Here is a 19,754-nt window from a genome sequence, read left to right on the forward strand (position 1 = left end):
CAGACACTGATGCCGTAGACGGTAGAGCGGGCGCAACCTCCTGTTCAACACGCGGTCTTCCCGCCCTACGAACGACGGACGCGACCGCCCTGCAACTGAATGTCCAGCCCTTCACCCTCGTCGGCGGGAACCGACACCGTCGCCGTCACCTCCCCCTCAATCGCTTCGTTCGTCGCCCCCTCGAGGTCCTCTATCGAGAACGTCTGGCGGTCGTCGTTGACCTCGAGCCAGTACTCCCCGGCGTCGGTCGCGAGGACGGTAACCGTGACGGGGACGGACTCGCCCGAACGAGGGGGTTCGTCGAGCGTAATCGCGATGGGCTCGAGTTCGGCGTCGACGAACTCGAACTCGAGGGTTCGGTCGAAGGATGTCGTGTATATCGGGATCTCCTCGTCAACGAGGTCGCCGTTGCCGTCACTTTCACCGTCCGATTCTGGCTCGTCGGTGAGCAACTCGACGCCGAATTCGGCCTCGACGTTGTTGATCTTGTTCAAGATCGTCTGCTGTGACGAACCGCCAAAGAGCAAGCCGACGAGTTCGCCGTCGGCGGAAAAGACAGCTGAGCCGCTGTCTCCACCCTCGGACATGTAGCCCGCGATGAGCTGATCCCTGAACAGGACGGGGCCGTGTTCGCCGCCGAAGTTCACCCGGACGCTCGCGTTCGTCGACTCGAGTTCGGCGCTCGTGACGCCCGTCGTTCGGCCGCTCTTGGTCAGCGTCTCTCCCTGGAGGTCGTCGTAGTCCCCGCGTCGGATGGCCGTCGGCCACGACTCCTCGAGTTCGAACGCGGTTGTCGACTCGTCGTCGCGATTTACCGACCGCGCGGCGACGTCGACGAGCACGCCGTCGTCGATTGGCACGTAGCCCAGTAGTTCGCCGATTTCGTCCTCGTCCAGTTCACCGCCGTCCTGCGGCGAGGGCTGAACGATCGGTTCGCCGAGTTCCGCGGCGTTCGAGCGGGCGTAGACGTGGTTATTCGAAAGCCGCACGAGGTCGCCGTCCTCGGCGTCGTCGCTCCAGGTCGCCGCCGACGTGTCCTCGACCCGGGCGGGGTACGGACCCGCCGTCGCCGCGGAGGATTCGGCATTGATCTCGCTGACGCCCGCGGGCACCGGTCGGTGGCGGTCCTGTCTGTCCTCTGCGGCATCAGGTTTCGGCTCGAGGACCGACAGCGCGTCGAAGCCGGTTCTTTCCTCGCCGTACCCACAGTCGACGACCTCGACGTTGATGTCGACGCCGTCGATGTCTTTGATGCGAGTCTTCACCTCGTCTTCGGGATCGAGTTCGTCGGGCGGAACCTTCTGTGAAACGTACACCGTCACGCTGTCCGCTCGCTCGTCGTAGTCGACGCCGATCACGTTCTCGCACTCGAGGAGGTACTCGTAGTCTCGCGTTGTTGGCATGGGTTCAGTTCACACGCTCCGTAATAACCAACAGTTAGATCCATAGGAACATAATTGTTTGGCGGAGATTACACCTTCAATCAACGGTTATCGATCAAATTTGAATGCTGAACACGCACGGCCGTTCGTCGCCAGTTTCACCTCACTTAAGGGGTCGCACTTCCTCTCATCGGGCAGGAGGAGTCAAGAGAATGTCCGACTTGCCGGACGACTTCAAGTGTACAGTCACGAACTGGGACTACATCTACAGCCTGTGTCGGGACGTCAGCGACGAGGTTCGTCACGACGAGTTCGAACCGGACGTGATCGTCGCGCTCGCTCGAGGCGGCTGGTTCGCGGGGCGGTGCGTCTGCGATTTCCTGGGAATGGACGACCTGACGAGTCTGAAGATGGAACACTACGTCGGCACCGCCGAGAAGACCGGCGAGCCGACGGTCCGGTATCCGATGCCCGAGGGAAGCGTCGAGGGCAAGGACGTTCTCATCATCGACGATATCGCCGACACCGGCGGCTCGATCAAACGAGCTGAGGAGTACGTCACGGACCGCGACGCGGGCTCGGTTCGGACCGCAACGCTCCAACTGCTCGGCACCAGCGAGTTCGAACCCGACTATGTCGGCGAGCGACTCGAGGAGTGGACCTGGGTCGTCTACCCGTGGAACTTCATCGAGGACATGGTCGACCTGATCACGAGCGCGATGGAGAAGGCGGATCAGGAGTCCTACACGAAAGACGACGTTCGCCACTATCTCAACCACTTCCACGAAGTCGAACGGATCGAGATGGAAATCGCCCAGCCGAACCGGCTGAGCGAGGTCCTGACCGAAATGGAACGGCGCGACCTCCTCGAGATGACCGCGCCAGGCCACTGGAAACTGCTCGAGGAGTAACCGTCTTTCCGATACGCCTCGTTTCCGTTCCTATACGCTTCGTTTCATCAAGCACTACCATGACAGACCCCGAGAACGAGCCGAATACCGAGAACGATGTCGACGACCAGCTCGAGACGATTCTTCGCGCGTTTTTGTTGAAAGACGAGGGACGAACGGGCTGGCAGCTTCGCGGCGTCGACAACCCCGAATCCGTCGCCGGGCACACGTGGGGTGTCGCGCTTTTTTGTCTACTCTACGCGGACCACGACGACGCACCCGCGGGCGTCGATCCGGATCGTGCGCTCCGAATGGCCGTCGTCCACGATCTCGCCGAAGCCGAAACAGGGGATTTCGCGACGCGAGCTGACTCGACCGCTGACACCGTCGATCCCGGAGAGAAAGAACAACTCGAGGAGGCCGCGATAACCGATCTGTTCGAGCCGTTCGACGAGGACGGCGACCTCCGGGCGATCTGGGACGAGTACGAGACTCGAGCGTCACCGACGGCCCGGTTCGTCAAGGACATGGACCTCGTGGACATGTGTTTTCAGGCGGTCTACTACGAGCGTGAGGAGCGATACGATACTGCGGACGATTCCACTCACGACGAGCAGTTCGCGGAGTACGAGGCGCTCGACGAGTTCTTCGCGACCGCGACGCCGCGGATCCGAACCGAGATCGGACGGCGTCTCCTCGAGCGGGCTCGAGAGAGCTACGAAGCGGCGAGAGAACGACGGCGGTAACGGCGACGAGGGGCTGTTCGGCGTCCTGCGTGCCTCCCGCTCATTTTTCAGCTGCGGGTGTCGGAACGGGTTCGGGTCCTTCCCGCGGCGGGTCGTCCCGGTCGTCGTCTTCATCGGTCGTTGTATCCTCGCCATCCTCGTCGTCGACGATCGCGTTCTTCCACGTGCCTCGAGTGAACCACGCGCCGGCGGCGATCGCGCCGATGACGTCACCGACGAGGACGCCCACCCAGATGCCGGTCGTTCCCCAGTCGGCGACGAACAGCAGGTAGACCGTAACGAGTACGCGGCCGAACCAGAGCGCCACCACCGAAAAGACCAGCGCGGTTTTCGTGTTGCCCGCGCCGCGGAACGCACCCAGGAAGACCTGCATGACGCCCATGAAGACGAACATCAACGCGGCGATCTGTAGGTAGGTCGTCCCGTAGGCGAGGGTCTCCGCCCGTCCGTCGACCTCCGCGGTGAGGAACACCGAGACGATCGGTTCGGGGAACAGGAACGCGATCGCTCCGGCAACTGCCATCACCGCGGCGATCACCCCCGTCGCGAGCCAGGTTGCCCGCTCCGCGCGCTCGGGCTTGTCGGCACCGAGGTTCTGGCCGACAATGGTATCCGTCGCCTGACTCATCCCCAGCGCCGGGAGAAACGCCAGCGAGATGAGGCGGTTCCCCAGTCCGTAGGCTGCTACGACCGCCGGCGGAAACGTCGCGACCATCGCCGTCATCGCGATCATCGCGAGCGAACTCATCGACTGCTCGAGTGCCGTCGGGACGCCCAACCTCGTGATCTTGGAGACGTACTTCGGCCGCGGGATCAGGTGCTCCGCCTCGATCTTCGGGCCGACGTCCGTATAGAACAGGACGTAGAACCCGATCGCCGTGGCCAACCCTCTCGAGAGCACGGTCGCGACCGCCGCGCCCTGTATCTCGAGGCGCGGAAACGGACCGACGCCGAAGATCAACACGGGATCGATGACGAGATTGAAAATGACGCTGACGAACATCACGACCATCGGCGCGCGGGTGTTGCCGTAGCCGCGCATCAGCGAAACGAAGATAAAGAAGCCGAACAGGAACGGCATCCCGAGAAAGAACACCCGCATGTACTCCGAAGCGAGCGGGATGATCGCGGCTTCCGTTTCCGCGTCGGCGGGCAACATCGCGAGCATCGAGTCCGTGGCGAAAAAGCCGATTATGCCGATTCCGATCGCGACGAGCGTGATGAACGAGACGGTCTGGCCGGCGATCAACCCGCCCTTGCCGCTGTCCGCTCCGGTGTGCTGAGCAATCAGAATCGCCCCCGCGGCGGTAAAGCCCCCGCCGATCGAAATTAAAAAGAAAATCAGCGGAAAGGCGAGGCTCAACGCGCCGACGGCGTCGGGCGAGAGCGCTCCCAGCCAGAACGTGTCGCCGACGTTGTAGGCGACCTGCAGGAGCTGAATAACCACGAGCGGCCACGCCAACAGGAACATGGGCCGGACGAGCGATCCGTCCGTGAGATCGCTCTCACTCGAGGTGTGTTCGGAGGGCATTACGATTCGAAATAGCATGCCATCTATATGAGTGCTCGTAGCCATTGGCAACATTCCACATGGCAGGATTGGGTCTCACCGCCAAAACGCGGACGATCACACTGCGAAGGCAATTTTCTCAGAGGTCCGTCGATATCGGTCCGAGGCCCGTCGATATCAGTGAGGTCGTAAATCGCCGGACACCCAACCCGTATCGTTTTGTCAGTTGCCTCCCCACTCTGTGTCATGACAATCGGCGTTATCGGCGGCAGCGGAATCTACGAAGCACTGCCACTCGAGAACACCCGAACGGAATCGGTCTCGACGCCCTACGGCGAACCGAGCGACGACATCACCCTGGGCGAACTCGGCGGGAAGGAGGTTGCGTTCCTTCCGCGACACGGAACCGACCACCAACATACGCCGACGGATGCGGAGTACCGGGCGAACATCTACGCGCTCAAATCCGTCGGTGTCGACCGCGTCATCGCCACGAACGCCGTCGGGAGCCTCCGTGAGGACCTCCCGCCCCAGACGCTGGTCGTCCCGGACCAGATTTTCGACCGGACGAAACACCGCACTCCGACGTTCTTCGGCGACGGGATGGTCGTCCACATGGGATTCGCACAGCCGTACTGCCCGGAGATGGTCGCTCACCTCGCCGAATCCGCGCGGGAGGCGACGGATGCGACCACCGCCGAAAACGGCACCTACGTCTGTATCGAGGGCCCGCAGTACTCGACGAAAGCAGAAAGCGAATTCTACCGCGAGCAAGGCTGGGACATCATCGGCATGACGGCGATACCCGAGGCGAAACTCGCCCGCGAAGCGGAGCTGAGCTACGCGACGGTCGCCGGCGTCACCGACTACGACGTCTGGAAAACAGATAGTGAGGTCACGCTCGAGGAGGTCCTCGAGAACGCCGAGGCCAACCAGGAGTCGATCAACGAGGTCGTCGAACACGCCATCCGAACCATGCCAGAGGACTTCGAGAGCCACGCCTGGTCGGCGCTGGAGGGAACGATCAACACGCCCGCTGAGTCGATTCCCGAGGAGACTCGCGAGCGCGTCGAGCTGTTGGCTGGAGAGTATCTCGAGGAGTAAGTGATCGGGAGCCGCCGTCGCCGGCCGTCGGACGCGACGAAATCGGTTCGCATCACCTCTATTTTTGACCCGCGGCTCGACTCTCCAGAGCCAGAGAGCGAGCGGCCGACCAAGCTGCCGCGGAAGTAACCGGGTCGCCAGCCGTACTCGCCAGCGTGCTCTCGGAACTGGACACGCGTATCGCCGACACGCCAGCCCAAGATCTCAGAGAGGTGTCCGGCGTCTCGTCGCTCTCGATTCTTCTCCTCGAGCCGAGAACGCTCGAGAAGGTTATGCTCGGCCCCGAAGGGGACACCGAGCCGTTGTACTGGCGGCTTCGAACGTGGCTCCACCGACTCGAACGCTGGTTGTTCGACACGCATCCGCCGACGGAGGATCGGATCGAGTCGCTTCGAACACTGGAGCACAGATCGCGCTAAGAGAGAGGCGGAGAAGAACGGAGCGATTACACCGACTCGACCGAGCCTACACTGGTTCGAACGTCAGCACTCGATCCCCAGTCGTTTCCGAAACGGCGACCGCGATGTCGACCTCGAGGCCGTTTTCGACCTTCTCGAGGTCGAGACCGGCGACCTGACCGGTGAGCCGAACCGGGCCGAAGTTCGCGATCGCGGTCGCGTACGGCGCGTCCTCCTCGAACGACGGCGTCGGAACATGGGTCACCGTGAACGTCTCGATCGTCCCGGTACCGGGAAGGGGTGGTTGCTCGAGTTCGGTCGAACCACACTCCGGACACACCCGACGCGGCGGAAGTGAGCCGTGTCCCTCCGAGCACTCGAGGTAGTACGCCTGATCCTCTTCGGCGGCGTCGAGCCAGTCGTCGAAACCGGCGTCTCTTGCTTCGCTCATTCGACCACCTCCAGAGCTTCACTCTGGCGTAATCGAATTCGCTCGCAAGGCTCCCTCATTCGACTCCCTCCAGACGAACGGTCTGGCGTCATCGAACTCGCTCGTAGAGGCTCGCTCATTCGACCACCTCCAACACGTGAACCGTCGCAGAAGCCACGGTTCCGCCCGCGTTGTGTGCGAGGGCAGTCGTCGCGTCTGCGACGGCGTCGCTGTTGACGTGTGCGCCCTCGAGCAAGGACGTGACCTCAGCGATCTGTGAGGCACCCGTTGCACCGACGGGGTGGCCTTTCGCCTTCAGTCCGCCCGAGAGGTTGACCGGCGTCTCGCCGTCGGCCGTCGTTCGGCCGTCTCGAGCCGCGGTGAGTCCCTCGCCGACGGGCGCTATGTCGAGCGCTTCGATGGCCAGGACTTCTGCGATCGTAAAGCAGTCGTGGACCTCCGCGAAATCGGCGTCGGTCGCGTCGATACCGGCGTCAGCGTACGCCTCCTCGCCCGCTTTGCGTGCCGCGGGCGAGCGCGCGAGGTACTCGCGGTCGTGAAGCGCCATTCGATCGCCGCCCTGTCCGGTGCCGGTGATCGCGACCGGCGCGTCGAGGTCGTGTTCCTCGGCGTATGACTCGCTGGTGAGCACGAGCGCCGCCGCTCCGTCGGAGATCGGACAGGAGTCGTATAGCCCTAACGGCGAGGAAACTTGGGGAGCCTCGAGCACGTCCTCGAGGTCGATCGCTCGCTGGTACTGGGCTTTCTCGTTCTCGAGTGCGTTGTCGTGGTTCTTGACGGCGATGTGAGCGAGATCTTCGTGTTCTCCGCCGTACGTTTCGAAGTACGCCTGAGCCATCAACGCGTAGGCTCCGGGGAAGGTGGTCCCCGCCCGAACCTCCCAGAGGTCGTCGGCGGCGATGGCGAGCGCCTCGGTCGCGCCCGCGGTTCCGAGGTTCGTCATCCGCTCTGCACCTCCGACGAGGAGCACGTCGTCCTCCCCGTTTCGGATCCGCTTGACGGCGTCGGCTACCGCGACGCCGCTCGAGGCGCAGGCGGACTCGTACCGCGTCGCCGGAGCCCGAACCCCCGCCGCTTCGGCCATCAACGGCCCCTGATGGCCCTGATGTTCGGAGAGTTCACCCATGAAGTTTCCGTAGAGAACACCGTCGACGTCCGACCGTGGAGCACCACTGTGCTCGAACGCATCAATGCTCGCTTGCCCGAAGAGGTCCCGGCTCGTCCGTTCGGGGACGTTCCCGAACGGCGTGAGTCCGACACCCGCAACGCGTACCTCGCTCATGGCACACCATACCGTAGCGACGGGTTAATATCTCGCGGTTACCCGACCGATAGCGAACGAATAACACCGTTGACGGATCGTGCCGAGACGGTTCCTCGAGTTTATCAACGATAATCACGCAATTGCCCATATGGACGGCGAATCGATAGACATTCAGGAGTTAGTGGACCTCACGGAAACGAGTGCGGTGCCGGGGTACGAAGACAGAGTGCGAGCACACGTCATCGACGCGCTCGAGGAGAGCGTCGATCAGGTTCGGACAGATCCGATGGGAAACGTCGTCGGAACGCTCGAGGGTGGGAGTGAGCACTCGGTCGCCGTCGCCGCTCACATGGACGAGATCGGGTTTATGGTCAGCCACGTTCGTGGTAGCGAAGGCGACTTTGGGTTCCTCGAACTCGACGCGCTCGGGGGGTGGGACGCCCGCGTGCTCAAAGCCCAGCGGGTCACGATCCACGCCGAGGACGGCGATATTCCAGGAATCATCGGCTCGCCGCCGCCCCACACTCTCGACGAGGAAAAACGAGAGAAGACGCCCGAAGTCGACGACGTCGCCGTCGACACAGGGCTCCGAGCCGAGGAACTCGAGGAGCGCGTTTCAGTCGGCGACCTCGTCACGATGGAGCAGACAACCAAACGCGTCGGCGAGACGGTGACTGGAAAGGCCCTCGACGACCGCGTCTGTCTGTTCACCATGCTCGAGGCGGCGCGTCGGATCGAGGATCCGGAAGCGACGATCCACTTCTGTGCGACCGTCCAGGAGGAGGTCGGTCTCCGAGGGGCCCGCGCGCTCGGCGTCGACGTCGATCCGGACCTGGCGATCGCTCTCGACGTGACCGTCGCCAACGACGTTCCCGGGTTTTCCGAGGGCGAGCACGTGACCGAACTCGGCGAGGGAACCGCGATCAAACTCAAGGACTCGAGCGTGATCACCAACCCGAAAGTCCACCGCCGATTACGGAGCGTGGCCGAGGATCAAGAAATCGAATATCAACACGAGATCCTCCCCGCGGGCGGCACCGACACCGCCGGCTTCCAGTTCAGCGCCGGAGCGAAACCGGTCGGCGCGATTTCGATTCCGACCCGATACCTCCACACCGTCACGGAGACCGCACACCTCGAGGATATCGCCGCGACGATCGATCTGCTGACGGCGTTCCTCGAGAGCGAAGATGGGTCCCACGACTACACGCTATGACGGACGATAGCAAGGAACAGTCCCAACGGAGCGCGGTTACAGTTCCGCCGCGACTTCGCTCAAGACCTCAGTCTCGACGAAGACGACGACGTGATCGCCGAGCTCCACGGTCGTCTCGCCACGCGGGGTGATCAACTCGCCGTCTCGAGTGATCGCACCGATGACGACGCCGTCCGGGAGTTTTGAGATGGCATCTCGAATGCGGTTGCCGAACAGCAGACTGTCGTGGTCGATTTCGAACTCGAGCACTTCGGCGCGGTCCGACTCGAGCATCGCGACGTTTTCGGTTCGCTGCTCGCGGGTGTAGCGCGTGATCTCCTCGGAGGTGACGAGTCGCGGATTGACGGCCACGTCGATGCCGACCGTCTCGAAGAGGTCGACGTACTCGCCGTACTCGACGACGCCGACGGTTCGTTCGACGCCGATGCGTTTCGCGAGCAACGAGACGAGCAGGTTTTTTTCGTCGCTGTCTAAGGCCGCGACGACGATGTCAGACTCGTCGATGTGCTCGCGGACGAGAAAGTCGATATCGGTCGCGTCGCTTTCGAGAACGAGCGTCTCCGGCAGGCACTCGGCGAGCTCTCGAGCGCGTTCGTGGTCCTCTTCGATCAGACGAGGGGACAGTCCTTCTTCTTCGAACAGCCGAGCCGTCTGGTAGCCGATTTCGCTGCCGCCGACGATGACGATCTCGTTTGCGTCCTCGAGCGTCGGTGCGGGGGTAAGCGAACTGGCGAACCCGCGAACGCTCTCCGAAGAGCCGATGACGACGATCGCGTCGTCGGGTTCGATTACCGTCTCCCCCGTCGGGATGACGACGTCGTCGTCGCGAAAGATTGCGGCGAACGTCAGCGACTCGTACCGATCGGCTTCCGAGACGGTCTCGCCGGCGATCGGACTCTCCGGGTCGACCTCGAACTCCGCCATCTGGACGAGGCCGTCGGCGAACGTGTCGACGTCGTGTGCGCCGGGAAGACCGGCGATCTTGACGATCGTCTCCGCGGTGTGGAGGTTCGTACAGACCATGAAGTCGACGCCGAACGCGCCGTCGGCCTGTTCCCAGGTCCGCAACAGCGTCGTGTTCTTCACTCGAGCGATCGTGAACGGATCGTCGACCGTTTTCGCCGCACCGCAGACGACGATGTTCGTCTCGTCGCCGTCGGTACTCGCGATCACCATGTCCGCGTCCTCGATGCCCGCCTCCTCGAGGGTGCTTCGCGTGGTCCCGTCGCCTTCGATGGCGAGGACGTCCAGCGAGTACGTGATCGATTCGACACGTTCGGAGTCGCTGTCGACGACGACGACGTCGTGGTCGTCGGCGAGCCCCGCCGCGATGTTCGAGCCGACCTCACCTGCGCCGACGATGATTATCCGCACGTGAGCGCCACCTGCAACATGCGAATAGCTATTCGATGAAGGTGTAAGTCCGTTTCTATCCCTCGAAGTTATTCCTCCGGCAGAAAGTAGCGGTCCGTACCGGGACGATCACGGCGTCTCGTGTACCCTGAGTTCGACCTCGCGGGGCTCGCCTTCGATATCTGTGACGAGTCGCTGGACGACTGTGCGAGCTTCCTCGAGTAGTCGCGGCTGCACCTTGCCGATCACCCAATCGAGCGAGACGAATCGGGGGAGCGAGATCGCGTTGCCGTCCGCCGAGTGGGGGTCGTACACCGCCTCGAAGTAGATACGACTGGCCGTTTCGACGCCCTCGGGAGCGGCTTCGGGTTCCGACTCGACCCGCCACGTTCCGCGAGCGTCGATATCCTTGCGGAGCTCCCATTCGAGGGAGTGGGGATTGTCGACGGCGACGACCTCCGAGCGGGCGGTGTAGCCGAGTTTCCACCAGGCGAGCCGAAGGTCGTAGATCGCGCCGACGCCGCCCGCGTCGCCCTCGCGGCGCTTGCGAACGGACTCGAGGTGTTCCGTATACCGCGGATACTCGGTGAAAGCGACGACGTAGGGGAAGACGTCCTCGGGCGGACGGTGAACGACGGTGCTGAGGAGGATCCTGTCCACAGTGTCACTATGGCCGCGCTGAACGTAAGAATTTCCGTATAGTCGCGATTCGAAGGAGTCACTAGCTTTCTATACACCGGACGAAAACACCTGACTATGCGAGACATTTGTATCGTCGGCGGCGGCGTCGCCGGACTCGCCGCATCGATCTTCACCGCTCGAGCAGGGCTGGATACCATCGTCATCGACGGCGGAGAATCCATCCTCGCCCGTAACGCCAGCCTCGAGAACTACCCCGGCTTTCCGGACGGAATCGATGCACGGCGGTACCTGCGCCTCGTCCACGAACAGGCACAGAACGCGGGCGTCGAAGTCGAACTCGGACGCGTCTCGAGCGTCGAGCAAATCGACGAGACGGATCCCGAATCGGGGTTCGTCCTCGAGACCGAGGGCGGCGAGCCGATCGAAGCCCAACGGGTGATCGCCGCCTCGTGGTCCGACAGCGAGTATCTGGTCCCGCTGGACGTGGGTCGAATGCAACGCGGGAGCAAGCACTACGTGAGCGTCGACGAAGACGGACGAACCGCCGTCGAGGGAGTCTACGCGGCGGGGCGTCTCGCCGGCGAACCACACCAGACGATCGTCGCCGCCGGCCACGGCTCGAAAGTCGGGCTGACAGCGATCCACGATTCGGACGTCAACTTCTATCACGACTGGGTCGTCCCCGAGGGATACTTTACCGGCCGTGACCGTGACGTGCCGCCGGGCTGTGAAGAGATCGACGACGAGGAACGGCTTCGACGGGACGAAGCGGCCCGAGAGACGATCCTCGAGGCCTTCGAGGAACCGCTCGAGGAGAAGCCGACGATGCATCCCAGCGTGGATCGAGAGGAGGAAAACAGCGGTCTGTAGCCACACGTGACAACGCCGGTTATCCCTCGCTACGCTTAACATACCTCCCCCGAGAAAGACAAACGAATGCTCGAGGGAGTCAACGTCGCGCTCGGGGTGTCAGGATCGATCGCCGCCGTCAAGACGGTCGAACTCGCCCACGAACTGCGACGTCGGGGTGCCGAAGTTCGTGGCGTGATGACCGACAGCGCCCGGGGAATCATCCATCCGTGGGCGCTCGAGTTCGCCACGGAGAACGATGTCGTGACGGAGATCACGGGCGGCGTCGAGCACGTCGAGTTGTGCGGCTACGACGGCTGGGCCGACGTCCTGCTGATCGCGCCGGCGACGGCGAACACGGTCGGAAAGATCGCCGGCGCCGTCGACGACACGCCGGTGACAACGTGTGCGACGACCGCGCTGGGAGCGGATACGTCAGTCGTCATCGCCCCCGCCATGCACGAACCGATGTACGACCATCCTGGCGTCCTCGAGGCGATCGAAACCGTCGACGACTGGGGCGTCGAGTTCGTCGATCCCCGGATCGAGGAGGGAAAAGCGAAGATAGCCAGCGAGGAAGCCATCGTCTGTGAAACCGCTCGAGCGGTCGGCGACCGCTCGCTCGAGGGCGAACACGTCGTTGTCACGAGCGGCGCGACCAGCGAGTCGATCGATCCCGTCCGAGTGCTGACGAACCGCTCGTCGGGACGGATGGGACGAGCCGTCGCGCGGGCCTGTTACGTTCGCGGCGCGGACGTGACGCTCGTCCACGGCGTCGTCGGGACACAATCCATCGCTCGAGCATCGGCGATCGCCGGCGCGTCGGCGGCTACCGACGGCGGAGCCGAACTTCCGTATGCCGCCCTCGAGCAGGTCCAAACCGCCGGGGAAATGCTCGAGGCGACGATCGAGCGCTGCTCGACCGGCGACGCGCTCGTTTCGGCGGCGGCGATCGGCGACTACACGGTCGAGTCGAGCGCCGAAAAGCTTCGCTCCGGAGCGGACCGAACGCTCGATCTCGAGCCAACGGCAAAGGTGATCGACGAAGTCCGGGAACGATATCCGAATCTCCCGATAGTCGGCTTCAAGACCGAAACGACCGGCGACGACGAGGCGATGATCGAAACGGCGCGAACGAGCCTCGATCGCACGGATCTAACGTTCGTCGTCGCGAACGACGCGAGCGTTATGGGCTCGGATCGGACCCGCGCACTACTAGTCCACGAGGAGAACGCGGCGCGCTATGAGGGAACGAAGGCCGGACTCGGCGGCGAGATCGCCGAATCACTCGCCGTCGTTCTCGGGAACGAGGCCTCGATCTGACGAGTGCTCGATCGAATACCCGCGTTACTGAAATTATCGGTTCTTCAACTGATTCCGTCGGTGGCCGAGGGATCGTCAACTTTTACTCCCTAACCGACTCATCCACGACATGGATCAGTTACAACGGTCGTTGCTCGAGGCCCCGATTATCGAGAAAGAGGGTTATCATTACTTCGTGCATCCGATCAGCGACGGCGTTCCGAAACTCGATCCCGGCCTCCTGCGAGAGATCGTTATTCGGATTATTCGGAAAGCGAACCTCGAGGAGGTCGACCGTATCGTCACGCCCGCGGCCATGGGAATCCATATTTCTACTGCCGTGTCTCTGATGACGGACATCCCGCTGACGGTGATCCGAAAGCGAAAGTACGGCCTCGAAGACGAAGTTGCGATTTCCCAGCAGACCGGCTACTCGGAAAACGAGATGTACATCAACGACGTTCGCGAGGGCGAGCGCGTCCTCGTTCTCGACGACGTGCTCTCGACCGGCGGCACGCTCGCGGCCGTCCTCGAGGCCCTAGACGGTATTGGTGCCGAGGTAATCGACACGGTTGCGGTCATCAAGAAAGTCGGCGGCGAGAACAAAGTCGCTGACATCGACCATCATGTCAAAACCTTGATTAACGTCGATGTCGTCGACGGAGAGGTCGTTATCGTCGACGAACAAGGAGACTGATCACGGTCCCGAAAATTCGGCCGACGGAATATTTAATTCGATTTGAAACAACAACAGAGTGTGTATCCGAGTCACATGGTTGAGTCATGAACCAATGGGACAACCGGTCGTCGAAGGCCCTAACTCGTCGCCAACTGCTCTCCGGGGTCGGTTCGGCCGTCGTTGTAACCACGGCAGGCTGTCTCACCGAGGACGACGAAGTGTCGTTTCCCCTCGGGGTTCAGTTAGAGGTCGATACGGACAACAGCGACCGACTCGAGTGGACAGCCGCTATCGCCCAGATGATGGAGAGCACCGGCTACTTCGAGGTCGATGTCGAAGAGCACGATTTCGACGATTTCCTCGAGCGGGTTTTCGAAGACGACTACCCCCAGTACGGACACGTTCCGTTTCTCAGCCTCTCGGGGACCTTCAATCCGGAGAGTTACTGTGACTCGCTCCACGGGACGGCGAACCGAGGGCAATGTTGCAACCTGAACGGACTCGGATACGACGAACTCGACGAACTGATCGATCGCGCCCGATTCGGAACGGATGTCGCCGACGACCCCCAACTCCGGGAACGGCGATACGACGAGGTCTGGCACGAGTTAGCCGAGTTCCGGGGAAGCTCCATCATTACATTCCTCACAGAGGAGTACGTTCGACGGGCGGCCGTCCGCGGGTTCTCCCCGTACCCGTTTTCGGAGTGGACACTGAAATATGCGCTCCACTCTCCGTCAGAAGAAGCCTTGACCTGGGTAGATCGGAACGCACAGCGCCCGGCTGAGACTGACTGGTCGGACTACCAGGAAGGTGGCACGCTTCGGTACGGAATCGGTGCGAACATCAGTTCGTTCGATCCACCGTATAGCACAGATACGCACTCGGTGGCGGCACAATCGCTTATTTTCGAAGGGCTGACCACGATGGATGCCGAGGGGAACATCTATCCCTGGCTCGCAAAACGGTACGAGGCGTTAGACGTCCAAGATATCGACCGCAGGGCGTACGAACCGTATATGACAACCGTCCCGACCGACGAAAAAGGCGTTCTCGAGTTCGGCGAGGGCGGCCCGGTGCAAGCGGTCGCGGTTCACCCGGACGACGACCGAATCGACGACGACGAGGCCCGCGTGCTCACGCCAGAAGGCGCAGCCGACGCGGTCGACGAGGGCGTCTACGGAATGCAGTACCGATACCACCTTCAAGAGGGCGTCGCGTTCCACAACGGCGAGGAACTGACCGCCGACCACGTCGTTTCGACGGTCGAGCGGTACGAAAACTCCGACATGTCATCGCAGACGTTCGATTCGGTGCTCCACGTCGATGCCGTCGACGAGTACACCGTCGATATCTACGCGCAGGTCCCGGACGCCGAGGCCGAACGAGAACTGCCCGGTTTCGAGATTCACGCGCTCGAGCAGGCGGAGCTGGGGGCCAACGAAATCGATCCGCTCGAGGGAGAAGCACCGATCGGGACCGGTCCCTACGAGTTCGAGGAGTTCGAAGACGGACAGTACTTCGTGGCGACAAAAAACGACGGGTACTGGCTCGAGGAGAACGGGCTCGACACCCTCGAGTGGTACGACGGCCCCGACGGGTTCCCCGCCGGGCCCGTAATCGACGAGATCGACATCGACATCATTTCGGACGATTCGACTCGGAGCGCCGCCCTGCAGAACGGAGAAATCGACGTGACGTTCGGGCTCGTCTCTTCGACGCTCAACGAGTACGACTCGGACGACGGTTATATCGTCGATTCGGTCCAGAGCGGCGGCTATCAGTTCTTCCAGTATCCCGTCACCGTCGAGCCCTGGGACGACCACCGACTCCGAAAGGCCGTCAATCACCTCGTTCCTCGAGAACAGATCGTCGACGAAGTCCTCGACGGCTGGGGAGAGCCGGCCTGGACGATGCTCCCGGAACTCGCACATGGGACGGGCACGGCCGATTACGACGCGCTCGAGTCCGAGCTTCGGGAGAAAAACGAGTTCGATCCGGACGCCGCAGTCGAGTTGATAAAGGAAGTCATCGAAGATCGTGGGTACGACTCGAGCGTCCAACAATGAGCCTTCGACGGTTTATCGTTCGACGGCTGTTGTTGATCGTTCCGATCCTCTTTGGCGTCTCGGTGATCACGTTTTCGCTCGTTCATTTGACGCCGGGCGATCCGATCAGCCGAATGGTCGCCCAGAACCCGAACGTGGCACCGGCCGACGAGGCGCAACTTCGCGCACAGTACGGCCTCGACGGACCGGTCTGGGAGCAGTACCTGACCTGGATCGGAAACGTCGTAACCGGAGACCTCGGCGATGTCTACGGGACGAACCGAACGGTCTCGGAAGTACTTTTCCTCCGGCTCCCCGAAACCGTCGCACTCGGCGTCTTCGGCTGGCTATTTGCCCTCGGCATCGCGATTCCGACCGGGGTGTACGCCGCCGTCCGAAAGGGGACGGTCGGAGACACTGTCAGCCGCGTTGTCGCCCTGTCGGGGGCGTCGGTTCCGAACTTCTGGCTCGGACTCCTGTTGATCCTCGCGTTCGTTCTCTGGGCGGGGTGGTGGAACGTCCAGCCACCGCGAGAACCGCTCTACCATCCGTCGATGCTGTGGCACCTGATACTGCCCGGAATTACGGTCGGGACGGCCGCCTGCGCGTCTATCATGCGAGTGCTTCGGAGCTCGATGGCGGAGGAACTGAACAAGGAATACACCACCGCCGCCAGGGCGAAAGGACTTCCGGAGCGCCAGGTCGTCTACAAACACGTTCTTCGCAACTCGCTGAGCTCCGTGGTTACGCTCGTGGCAACGTTGACGGCCGGTATCGTCGCAGGCGCTATCGTCGTCGAGGTCGTGTTCGCCTGGCCCGGGCTCGGACAGGAACTCGTCGAAGCGATTCACGGCCACGAGATTAACCTCGTCGTAGCGATCACGCTGTTTACCGGCTTGTTCGTCGTCCTCTGTAACTTACTCGCGGACATCATCTATGCCGTGCTCGATCCGAGGATCAGATATGAGTAAGGGACGAACCGAGCGCGGCCGAATACGAATAACCGGATTCGATACCGAGCCCGTCACCGATCGGGAGAATTCGAACGATCCGGCAGAACTGACCGATCGGGGGAAGAAAACGCGCACCGAATCACCCCGGCGCTGGCAACGCGGAGTGTGGCAATTCAGTCGAAACCGTTCGGCACTGATCGGTCTCTGCATCGTCGTCTCGATGTCGATCGTCGCGATCCTCGCTCGTCCGATCGAGATCTGGGGCGTGACCGTCCAGCCGGTCTCGCTCGCACCGTATCCGCCCTCGGATATCCTCTGGCTCACGCACGACGTCTCGCCGTACGATCCGCCATCCGTTACACATCCGATGGGGATCGACGGCGAAGGCCGCGATATCTTCTCGAGGGTACTCGCCGGCGGTCGGTACAGCATCTCCATCGGCCTCATCGTCGTCCTGATCACGAGCACAGTGGGAGTCGTGTACGGTTCGATTTCGGGGTACTACGGCGGATGGATCGACGAGTTCCTGATGCGTCTCGTCGATATGATCCTCGCGTTTCCGGGGCTCGTACTCGCGCTTGCTATCGTTGCGATGTTCGGAAGCGGCTACTGGCAACTCGTGATCGCGTTCTCGCTGTTCGGGTGGGCGAGTTACGCTCGACTCATCCGCGGGGAAGTCCTGAACGTCAAAGAATCGGAGTACGTCGTCGCGGCGAAAGCGCTCGGAGCCGGCGATTTATCGATCATATTCCGACACATCGTCCCGAACGCCATCCCGCCGGTGATCGTCCTCGCGACGCTCAACATCGGAACGGTCGTCATCGGCGTCGCCGCGCTTGGCTTTCTCGGCCTCGGTCTCTCGCCGGCGACCGCGGAGTGGGGGACGATGCTCGAGGGCGCTCGAGACTCGATCATCCACGGGCCGGGGGGCGACGTTCGCTGGTGGGTAACGGTCTTTCCCGGCGGTGCGATTTTCCTCTTCGTGCTGTCGATCAATCTGATCGGCGACGCGATCAACGATACGCTCGATACTCGAGAATCCGATACAGCCGCGCGAAACGAGTTGTGGTGACGGTCCTGATAGGGTCGGTTGTCAGTCATTTCCGGCCAGTCGCCACCCCGCTCTGGCGACAAACCGGTACACAGGGACAACCGACCTATGAAAGCGGGGCACCGAAAACGATTACTCGGATACTTCTCACTCGATACCCGTCCGAGCATCCTGTTCCACCGCGAATCGTCGAATGACTTTTTGTGATAGACACACAGATGACAGTATGTCTGATTCTGACTCGGCGGCCGACCGGATCGAGTACCGGAAACGGAACGCCGTCGACCCCGAGGCGTTCCTTCTCGACCTCAAGGTCGTCGAGCCGACTGAACGGGGCGAGAACTTACGTTTTGCTCCTGAGTTCACCGAGCGGATCGAAACGCAACTCGAGTGCGTTCGTGCCGACGGCGTCGAGACGAGCGACGTCGCTACAATGTTCGGAGCGAACGAGGACGACGTAACGGATCCCGGTCGGGAGTACACCGCGTACAAGATCCACGCGACGGTTCGAAACTGGCCGTCGGACGCGGCACTCGAGTTGGACGTCGCAACCGACAGGGAACTACAGACGGAAACCGACCGCTGGGCCGACGTTCCGGGCAGACAACGGTACAACATACTCCAATCGCTTCGGTCGTTTCACGATGAGTGTCCGTTCTGCAACGGCGAGGTTTCGATCAGTGACGAGACGGTCGAATCCTGCTGTGGCGACCTCGAGGTCGTGACGGTCAACTGTCGTGACTGCGGTCGGCGATTGCTCGAGTTCTCCGCCGATGCCGTTCCGGACGCGTGATGGCTCCGGTTGAGACCGACTTTTGTCGCGACGTGGCCGATGGTGTCGTGGCCGATGGTCCGATTGGGAACAACGTTCATACCGAGTCAGGAGAGATACGTAGCAATGGGTTTTAGAGACCTGCTCGAGCGGTTCCGCCGACCCGAACACACCGGATCGAACCGGTGTACTCCGTGTACGATACTGAACGTCGGGGTCGCGATAGGGCTCGCACTCGCGGCCGCGGCAGTCGCGCTGTCTACCAGCGGACGATCCGCCGCAACGGCTATCGGAGCGGTGATAGCCGCACTGTTGGGAGTAACGATTTACCTCCGCGGATACCTCGTTCCGGGGACACCGCGGCTCACGAAGACCTACGGCCCAGACTGGCTCCTAAAGCGGTTCGGAAAACAGCCGACGGGTGTCGACGACGGCGCTGATGTGGATCTGGCGTTGAAGGGTGTCGCCGCGAGGTCGAACACGGACGACGAACGCGAAAGCGACGCAACCGGCGATGAGACCGCCGAGTGACTACTCCCGCGACTTCAGTCGCGGACATTCCCCTTGGGATCCGATAAGAGTCGCGTTCCGAATCCGATTCACGGCGAAATACGGACGGTCGTTTCGTCGTACAACCCGTCTCGTTTCGGGTTGTCGACGTTGATGGCCGCGCTGATCGTGTACTCACCTTCGGCAACCGGCTCCCACTCCCGGTTGGATACCTGAAACAGCTGCGACCAACGTTTTCGAAACCGGACTCGTTCGCCCCGATCGAAGTGTAACTCGCCGCTCCTGTCGGGCGGGTCCCTCGTCTCGACTCTCGAGGCTTCCTGAGCGCCGTCAACCGACCACGTCCAGCGAACGGGCGAACGCGTTCTGATCGTGATCGGAATCGGCAACGCGTTTTTCATCGTCACCGTAAACGGGATCGGCGTATCGGGGCTAAACTCGGTCTTTGGCGTCCTAACGCGCACCGAAACGGCACGGCGGCGGAGCAGATGCGGAATCAGACGCTTACTCCAGGCGGACCCGTTGACGGACCGCATTGCCTGGGGACGCTCCGAGGACGAGTTCTCGTTCGGGGAGAAGTGATCGTCGTCCCGGGAAAGCGCATCCGACTCGTATATCCGGCGCATTACCGAAT

At 62.2% G+C, this 19,754-nt stretch carries 19 protein-coding genes and 1 pseudogene; 13 read left to right on the plus strand and 7 right to left on the minus strand.

The features are described 5' to 3' along the window. Positions 1 to 65: 65 nt before the first annotated feature. Entirely contained in the window at positions 66 to 1,403 is a 1,338-nt protein-coding gene (locus tag QNM96_RS03405) for a S46 family peptidase (protein WP_283834606.1), read from the minus strand. 191 nt (positions 1,404 to 1,594) lie between these two features. On the opposite strand from QNM96_RS03405, the gene QNM96_RS03410 reads away from it, so the two are divergent. Continuing rightward, the gene (locus tag QNM96_RS03410) at positions 1,595 to 2,293 is read left to right on the plus strand and encodes a phosphoribosyltransferase (protein WP_283834607.1); all 699 of its coding nucleotides are present in this window, start codon (positions 1,595 to 1,597) and stop codon (positions 2,291 to 2,293) included. Positions 2,294 to 2,352: 59 nt separating this feature from the next. Beyond that, complete coding sequence (locus QNM96_RS03415; RefSeq protein ID WP_283834608.1) at positions 2,353 to 3,018, plus strand: HD domain-containing protein; 666 nt, start codon at positions 2,353 to 2,355, stop codon at positions 3,016 to 3,018. Positions 3,019 to 3,058: 40 nt separating this feature from the next. Here QNM96_RS03415 and QNM96_RS03420 read toward each other — a convergent pair whose 3' ends face one another. Next, positions 3,059 to 4,549 carry an MATE family efflux transporter gene (locus QNM96_RS03420; RefSeq protein ID WP_283834609.1) on the minus strand — a complete coding sequence of 497 codons (1,491 nt, stop codon included), beginning with the start codon at positions 4,547 to 4,549 and terminating at the stop codon, positions 3,059 to 3,061. Between the two features lie 225 nt (positions 4,550 to 4,774). Between QNM96_RS03420 and mtnP the strand changes: the two genes are divergently transcribed. Continuing rightward, on the plus strand, positions 4,775 to 5,632 hold the full coding sequence (gene mtnP / locus QNM96_RS03425) for an S-methyl-5'-thioadenosine phosphorylase (RefSeq protein ID WP_283834610.1): 858 nt from the start codon (positions 4,775 to 4,777) through the stop codon (positions 5,630 to 5,632). A 74-nt stretch (positions 5,633 to 5,706) separates the two neighbouring features. Continuing rightward, positions 5,707 to 6,051 (plus strand): annotated as a pseudogene (locus tag QNM96_RS03430) (M48 family metalloprotease); the annotation flags it as partial. Positions 6,052 to 6,097: 46 nt separating this feature from the next. On the opposite strand, the gene QNM96_RS03435 reads toward QNM96_RS03430, so the two are convergent. Continuing rightward, positions 6,098 to 6,481 (minus strand): OB-fold domain-containing protein, encoded by a 384-nt coding sequence (locus QNM96_RS03435; RefSeq protein WP_283834611.1) that lies wholly within the window; start codon positions 6,479 to 6,481, stop codon positions 6,098 to 6,100. 115 nt (positions 6,482 to 6,596) lie between these two features. After that, the gene (locus tag QNM96_RS03440; protein ID WP_283834612.1) at positions 6,597 to 7,763 is read right to left on the minus strand and encodes a beta-ketoacyl synthase N-terminal-like domain-containing protein; all 1,167 of its coding nucleotides are present in this window, start codon (positions 7,761 to 7,763) and stop codon (positions 6,597 to 6,599) included. Between the two features lie 130 nt (positions 7,764 to 7,893). Between QNM96_RS03440 and QNM96_RS03445 the strand changes: the two genes are divergently transcribed. Continuing rightward, positions 7,894 to 8,961, plus strand: coding sequence for a M42 family metallopeptidase (locus QNM96_RS03445; RefSeq protein WP_283834613.1), 1,068 nt, complete (start codon positions 7,894 to 7,896; stop codon positions 8,959 to 8,961). A gap of 36 nt (positions 8,962 to 8,997) precedes the next feature. Here the strand turns inward: QNM96_RS03445 and trkA are convergent, their stop codons facing one another. Together trkA and QNM96_RS03455 are read right to left on the minus strand one after the other, a co-directional pair. Beyond that, positions 8,998 to 10,335 (minus strand): Trk system potassium transporter TrkA, encoded by a 1,338-nt coding sequence (gene trkA, locus QNM96_RS03450; protein ID WP_283834614.1) that lies wholly within the window; start codon positions 10,333 to 10,335, stop codon positions 8,998 to 9,000. Positions 10,336 to 10,443: 108 nt separating this feature from the next. Beyond that, on the minus strand, positions 10,444 to 10,974 hold the full coding sequence (locus QNM96_RS03455; RefSeq protein ID WP_283834615.1) for an SRPBCC family protein: 531 nt from the start codon (positions 10,972 to 10,974) through the stop codon (positions 10,444 to 10,446). 96 nt (positions 10,975 to 11,070) lie between these two features. Between QNM96_RS03455 and QNM96_RS03460 the strand changes: the two genes are divergently transcribed. From QNM96_RS03460 to QNM96_RS03495, 8 genes are all read left to right on the plus strand, one after another. Then, the gene (locus tag QNM96_RS03460) at positions 11,071 to 11,826 is read left to right on the plus strand and encodes an NAD(P)/FAD-dependent oxidoreductase (RefSeq protein ID WP_283834616.1); all 756 of its coding nucleotides are present in this window, start codon (positions 11,071 to 11,073) and stop codon (positions 11,824 to 11,826) included. A gap of 66 nt (positions 11,827 to 11,892) precedes the next feature. Further along, on the plus strand, positions 11,893 to 13,128 hold the full coding sequence (gene coaBC / locus QNM96_RS03465) for a bifunctional phosphopantothenoylcysteine decarboxylase/phosphopantothenate--cysteine ligase CoaBC (RefSeq protein ID WP_283834617.1): 1,236 nt from the start codon (positions 11,893 to 11,895) through the stop codon (positions 13,126 to 13,128). Between the two features lie 109 nt (positions 13,129 to 13,237). After that, positions 13,238 to 13,804, plus strand: coding sequence for a hypoxanthine/guanine phosphoribosyltransferase (gene hpt, locus QNM96_RS03470; protein WP_283834618.1), 567 nt, complete (start codon positions 13,238 to 13,240; stop codon positions 13,802 to 13,804). 86 nt (positions 13,805 to 13,890) lie between these two features. Next, a complete protein-coding gene (locus tag QNM96_RS03475) occupies positions 13,891 to 15,855 on the plus strand; it encodes an ABC transporter substrate-binding protein (RefSeq protein ID WP_283834619.1) in 1,965 nt (654 codons plus the stop codon). Further along, positions 15,852 to 16,805: an ABC transporter permease gene (locus QNM96_RS03480; protein WP_283834620.1), complete on the plus strand. Its 954-nt coding sequence runs from the start codon at positions 15,852 to 15,854 to the stop codon at positions 16,803 to 16,805. Before QNM96_RS03475 ends, QNM96_RS03480 begins: the two co-directional genes overlap by 4 nt. Further along, positions 16,798 to 17,859 (plus strand): ABC transporter permease, encoded by a 1,062-nt coding sequence (locus tag QNM96_RS03485; RefSeq protein WP_283834621.1) that lies wholly within the window; start codon positions 16,798 to 16,800, stop codon positions 17,857 to 17,859. The genes QNM96_RS03480 and QNM96_RS03485 overlap by 8 nt, the downstream gene beginning before the upstream one ends. A gap of 205 nt (positions 17,860 to 18,064) precedes the next feature. After that, positions 18,065 to 18,631 (plus strand): hypothetical protein, encoded by a 567-nt coding sequence (locus QNM96_RS03490; protein WP_283834622.1) that lies wholly within the window; start codon positions 18,065 to 18,067, stop codon positions 18,629 to 18,631. Positions 18,632 to 18,736: 105 nt separating this feature from the next. Further along, positions 18,737 to 19,141 (plus strand): hypothetical protein, encoded by a 405-nt coding sequence (locus QNM96_RS03495; protein WP_283834623.1) that lies wholly within the window; start codon positions 18,737 to 18,739, stop codon positions 19,139 to 19,141. A 68-nt stretch (positions 19,142 to 19,209) separates the two neighbouring features. Here the strand turns inward: QNM96_RS03495 and QNM96_RS03500 are convergent, their stop codons facing one another. Then, entirely contained in the window at positions 19,210 to 19,746 is a 537-nt protein-coding gene (locus QNM96_RS03500) for a hypothetical protein (protein ID WP_283834624.1), read from the minus strand. Positions 19,747 to 19,754: the final 8 nt, after the last annotated feature.

The sequence above is a fragment of the Halostagnicola sp. A-GB9-2 genome (genome assembly GCF_030068615.1).
In the GTDB taxonomy this organism is placed as follows: Archaea; Halobacteriota; Halobacteria; order Halobacteriales; family Natrialbaceae; genus Halostagnicola.